This window comes from Phenylobacterium sp., from assembly GCF_044236515.1.
GTDB lineage: Bacteria > Pseudomonadota > Alphaproteobacteria > Caulobacterales > Caulobacteraceae > Phenylobacterium.
This window is the reverse complement of record NZ_JBIIGK010000195.1, coordinates 1-4578: the sequence shown is the minus strand read 5'-3', so window position 1 is coordinate 4578 and position 4578 is coordinate 1. Positions and strand designations below refer to the sequence as shown.

Below are 4578 nucleotides of genomic sequence, written 5' to 3'. Positions count from 1 at the left end.
CCCGCGCCCTGCTGGCCCGCGGCGACGCCGCCCCGCCGCCGCCCGAAAACCCGATGAGCGCCGACCGCGTGCGGTGGGAGCACATCCAGCGGGTCTACGAGCTGTGCAACCACAACGTCTCGGAGACGGCACGGCGCCTCAACATGCACCGCCGGACCCTGCAGCGGATCCTGGCCAAGCGCGCGCCGCGGTAGCCATCGCCACCCTCGACGACATCAGGGCCCTCGCCCTCGCGCTGCCCGGCGTCGTCGAAACCAGTATGTACGGCGAGCCCGGCTTCGCCGCTGGCAAGAAGGGCTTCGCGCAGGTCTGGCGCGGCCGTTTGATCATGAAGCTCGATCGTGCGCGGCAAGAGCTCTTGTTCGCCGCCCGTCCTGAGGTCTTCTCCCCCTACGTCGCCGGCGCCCTGCGCTGGAGCTACGTCGAGATCGCGGCGCTCGAGGCCGCGGAGGCGGCCAAGCTCGTGCGCGAAGCCTGGGCTCAGGTGGCGCCCAAACGGCTAAGTCGGAGCCTTCCCTAGAGCTGGGTGGCGGCCACGCCGGCCGCCCGCATCGCCGCCAGCCTGGCGAAGGCCAGGGTCAGCGCCTTGCGCCGCGCGCCGGCCAGCGGCAGGGCCGGCGCCTCGCGCAGCACCGCTCCGCCGAAACCGTCAGCGACGATCAGGCCGGGCTCGTGCGGCAGGATCTCACGCGGGAACTCCGGCGCCACCGCGAAGGCGAAGGCGTCGCAATAGGGCGCGTACTCGCCCCATTTCAGGTCGGTGCGGAAATCCTCGACGCCCGACTTCACCTCGACGATGAAGATCTGCCCCTTGGGACCGAGCGCCATCAGGTCGGCCCGTCGACCGTTCGGCAGCGTCACCTCCGTCAGCGGCGCATAGCCGAGCGCCGTCAGCAGCCGCGCCGCGCCCCGCGTGACGGAGGCGGTGGTCTCCGGCCGGCTGACGGACATGAGGGTGACGGCGACGTCCATGCCGCCATTCTGTTCCGGCTTCGTTCGGGGAGCAAGCCGGCCCGGTCGCGACTATTCGGCCGCCCCCTCGATCGCGTCGATGTCGGCGTCGGAGAGGCCGAAGTGGTGGCCGATCTCGTGGACCAGGACGTGAGCTACGAGGAATTCGAGGGTGACGTCGCCGCGCTCGGCCCATTCGTCGAGGATCGGGCGACGGTAGAGGAAGACCATCGAGGCCTGCGGGCTCGGGTCCATCACCGAGCGGCGGGACAGGTCGACGCCCTGGTAGAGGCCGGTCAGTTCGAACGCGTCCTCGATGCCGAGCTCGTCCAGCACCTCCTGCGGCGGGAAGTCGTCGACGCGGAAGATGACGTCGCCGACCAGTCGCCGAAAGCCGTCGGGCAGGGCGGCGTAGGCCTGCTCGGCGATCGCCGCTAGGTCGTCCAGCGACGGCGCCTCGCCGAACTTCGCTTCACTCATCGGGCATCACGATATGCGGCGCCTCGGGCGGGCGAATCTCGAACAGGCCGATGTCGAGCGGTTGCTGCGGCTCGACGGGGCGGAGGGGCGCGCGGGCGATAGCCCGCAGGGTCTCGGGCTCCAGAGACTGGCGGGTGCGGCGAGCCTTACGGGCTTGCGGCGCCTCGATCGGCCGCTCGGCGGTGGCGATACGCCAGTAGCTGACCATCAGCCGCCAGGCGGTGCGCGGCGGGCTGTCCGGCGGCGCGGGCCAGCGGCGGCCGTCCTCGAAGGTCGGCGCAACGGGCGCCGGGCGCGTGCGCCCTGGCTCCACCAGGATTTGTTCGGCCAGCCGGCAGAACCGGTCCTCCAGCGGCACGGACAGTCCCGCCCGATCGTCCTCGACCTTCCCGGCGTAGGCGGCCAGCGCCGCCTCTCGGGTGGCGAACGCCGGGCCGGCCGGGTCGGTGGTGAACACCACCGGCTCCCGGGCAAGCGCCTGCGCCTCCCGCTCCCGCGCCGCCCGGCCACGCGGCGCGGACATCGCCTGCTCCGCATTGGCGGCGACGGGATAGAGGATGGCGCTCATGACCTTGATCATGCGGCAAAAGGCTAAGGGGAGGAAAGCGCGGAGGCGTGCGGCGGGCGGCGGCGCGGCTTAGTCTCCACAGGTGATTCGCCGGCGGACCGCCGCCGGCGTGGAGCCCAGATGAGCCCGGACCAACTGATCCTCGCCGCGGCCGCAGGCGCTGTCTGCCTGGCGATCTGCGCGGCGCTGTGGGGCCTGGCCCAGCGGCGGTCGGCCGAGGCCCGGATCGAGGCGATGGCCGATCGGCTCGCCGGGCTGGAGGGCCGCGCCGACGCCGCCCAGGCCTCGGCCGAGGCCTTCGACTCGGCCCTTCTCGCCATCGAGGACGGGCGGACGACCCTGGCCTCGGGCGAGGAAAGCCTCGCCGCCTGCGCCCAGGCGCTCGCTGTGGCCGAGGCCGAGCCCCAGGCGCTGGTCAACGCCCTGATGCGCGCCGACCCCGATCATGCCCGGCGCCTGCGCGCCCTGTTCGAACGCGGCGAGCCCTGCGCCTTCGAAGTGCAGGGGCCGGCCGGCGCGGTCACCGTCGAGGGCCGCGCCGCCGGGGCGATCGCCTGGTTGCGGCTGTCGGCGGCGATGGGCGAGGACGCCGCCCTGCCGACCGCCCCGCGTCTGGCGGCCTTCCTCAACACCCGCGTCTGCCCGGCGTGGATCGCCGCGGCGGACGGCTCGCCGGTGTGGGTCAACGCCGCCTGGCTTAGCGCCGCCGACGCCCATAGCCTCGACGACGCCGCCGCCCGGGGAGTCGCCTTCGACCGCGCCGCCGACGCCTTGGCCAGCGAGGCGGCCAACCTCGGTCAACGCCGCGAGGCGGTGCGCTGGTCGACCGTCGCCGGCCGCCGCCGCGCCTTCCGCATCGTCGCCCAGCCGCTGGAAGGCGGCGGGGTCGGCGTCTGGACCGATGACGTCACCGAGCTCGAGGACCTGCGCGAACAGCTCAAGCGCAACGTCGAGGCGCACGACGAGACCCTGAACCACATCGCCGAGGCGGTGGCGGTGTTCGGTCAGGGCAAGAAGCTGATGTTCCACAACACCGCCTTCGCCGATCTCTGGGGCCTGGAGCCGGCCTGGCTGGGCGAGCAGCCGAGCCATTCGGAGATCCTCGACCGCCTGCGCCAGCGTCGCCGCCTCCCGGAGACCGCCGACTATGCCAAGTGGAAGGCGGCCGAACTCGGCTGGTACGAGCAGATCGGCCCGGCCGCAGACGACCTGTGGAGCCTCGCCGACGGCCGCACCCTGAAGGTCGTGCGCCAGCCGCACCCGATGGGCGGCCTGCTGCTGCTGTTCTCCGACATCACCGACGAGCTGAAGCTCAAGGCGCAGTACAACGCCCAGATCGAGGTCCAGAAGGCGACCCTAGACAAGCTCAACGACGCCGTCGCGGTGTTCGGGTCCGACGGGCGGCTGCGCCTGCGCAACGAGGCGTTCGCGCGGTTCTGGAACATCGGCCCGGCGCAACTCGAGGCGGCCGGCGACTTCGAGGGGGTGGTCGAATTGTGCGTGCCGCGCCTCCACGACCGCGGCTTCTGGCGCGAGCTCAAGGGCCGGGTGGGCGACCCTGACCCTGCAGCCCGCGCGCCGATGTCCGGCGAGGTGAAGACCTCGGATTCGCGCATCGTCGCCTATCAGTCGCGGCCGCTGCCGGACGGCGCGACCCTGATCGCCTTCACCGACGTCACCGACGCCCGGCGCCTGGAAAGCGCCCTGGCGGCCCGCGAAGCCGCCCTTGCCGAAGCCGAGCGCCTGAAGCGCGATTTCGTCGGCAACGTCTCCTACGAGCTACGCACCCCGCTGACGACCATCATCGGCTATTCCGAGCTGCTGGAGCGCTCGGGCGAGGGCCTATCCGAGCGCGGCCGGGCCCATGCGGCGGCAGTGAAGTCGGCGGCGACGCAGCTCGCCCGCTCCATCGACGACGTTCTGGACATGGCCCAGATCGACGCCGACGAGATGGCTCTCGACCTGGAGGATGTCCGCGTCGCCGACCTCCTGCTCACCGTCGCCAGCCGCTGGAAGGGCGACGCCGAAAAGGCTCGGGTGTCCCTGGTGGTCGAGCGGCCCGACGACATTGGGCTGATCCGCGGCGACGCGAGGCGCCTCGCCCAGATCCTCGACCACCTGGTGGAGAACGCGCTCGGCCAGTCGCCGGCCGGCGGCGTCGTCACCATCGCCGCCCGCAAGGGCATGGGTGAGATCCAGTTGCAGGTCTCGGACACCGGCCGCGGGATCCCGTTCCACGTCCAGGCCCACATCTTCGACCGCTTCATCGGCCGCGAACGTGGCGGCCCCGGGCTGGGTCTGGCCCTGGTCAAGGCGCTGACCGAGCTGCACGGCGGTTGGGTGGCGCTGGAAAGCGAGCCCGGCGCCGGCGCGACCTTCACCTGCCACCTGCCGGAAGAGGCCCACGCCTCCGCCGCACAGCCGGAGCTGGGGCTCAGCGCTTAGCCCTCACCCCCGCTTCAACCACGCATAGGCGCTGACGCCGCCGAGGGTGCCGACGAAGGTGGCGAAGGCGGCGAGGATCATGGCGAGATAGGCGTGCTGGCCGGACATGGCGGGCTCCCTTGGGCGCTGTTGAA

6 protein-coding genes are annotated in these 4578 nt (G+C 72.3%); 3 read left to right on the top strand and 3 right to left on the bottom strand.

The window, feature by feature from the left end:
- Both ACILRF_RS14675 and ACILRF_RS14670 read left to right on the top strand, forming a co-directional pair.
- A partial coding sequence (locus ACILRF_RS14675) for a helix-turn-helix domain-containing protein (RefSeq protein WP_395674175.1) occupies positions 1 to 194 on the top strand: 194 nt, incomplete at its 5' end.
- Positions 104 to 520 (top strand): MmcQ/YjbR family DNA-binding protein, encoded by a 417-nt coding sequence (locus ACILRF_RS14670; protein ID WP_395674173.1) that lies wholly within the window; start codon positions 104 to 106, stop codon positions 518 to 520. The genes ACILRF_RS14675 and ACILRF_RS14670, both read left to right, overlap by 91 nt.
- Here ACILRF_RS14670 and mmcB read toward each other — a convergent pair.
- The 3 genes from mmcB to ACILRF_RS14655 are packed head-to-tail and all read right to left on the bottom strand — an operon-like array spanning position 517 to position 1999.
- Positions 517 to 972 carry a DNA repair putative endonuclease MmcB gene (gene mmcB, locus ACILRF_RS14665; protein WP_395674171.1) on the bottom strand — a complete coding sequence of 152 codons (456 nt, stop codon included), beginning with the start codon at positions 970 to 972 and terminating at the stop codon, positions 517 to 519. The two genes, ACILRF_RS14670 and mmcB, sit on opposite strands and share 4 nt — an antisense overlap.
- Positions 973 to 1023: 51 nt before the next feature.
- Positions 1024 to 1431 (bottom strand): metallopeptidase family protein, encoded by a 408-nt coding sequence (locus ACILRF_RS14660; protein ID WP_395674169.1) that lies wholly within the window; start codon positions 1429 to 1431, stop codon positions 1024 to 1026.
- On the bottom strand, positions 1424 to 1999 hold the full coding sequence (locus ACILRF_RS14655; RefSeq protein ID WP_395674167.1) for a hypothetical protein: 576 nt from the start codon (positions 1997 to 1999) through the stop codon (positions 1424 to 1426). The genes ACILRF_RS14660 and ACILRF_RS14655 overlap by 8 nt, the downstream gene beginning before the upstream one ends.
- 120 nt (positions 2000 to 2119) lie before the next feature.
- Here ACILRF_RS14655 and ACILRF_RS14650 point away from each other — a divergent pair, with 120 nt between their 5' ends.
- A complete protein-coding gene (locus tag ACILRF_RS14650; RefSeq protein WP_395674165.1) occupies positions 2120 to 4444 on the top strand; it encodes an ATP-binding protein in 2325 nt (774 codons plus the stop codon).
- Positions 4445 to 4578: the final 134 nt, after the last annotated feature.

What these genes read in the sequence shown, in the direction of transcription:
- ACILRF_RS14655 (WP_395674167.1), bottom strand. Translation starts at nt 1,999, where the DNA reads ATGAGCGCCATCCTCTATCCCGTCGCCGCCAATGCGGAGCAGGCGATG.
- ACILRF_RS14650 (WP_395674165.1), top strand. Translation starts at nt 2,120, where the DNA reads ATGAGCCCGGACCAACTGATCCTCGCCGCGGCCGCAGGCGCTGTCTGC.
- ACILRF_RS14660 (WP_395674169.1), bottom strand. Translation starts at nt 1,431, where the DNA reads ATGAGTGAAGCGAAGTTCGGCGAGGCGCCGTCGCTGGACGACCTAGCG.
- mmcB (WP_395674171.1), bottom strand. Translation starts at nt 972, where the DNA reads ATGGACGTCGCCGTCACCCTCATGTCCGTCAGCCGGCCGGAGACCACC.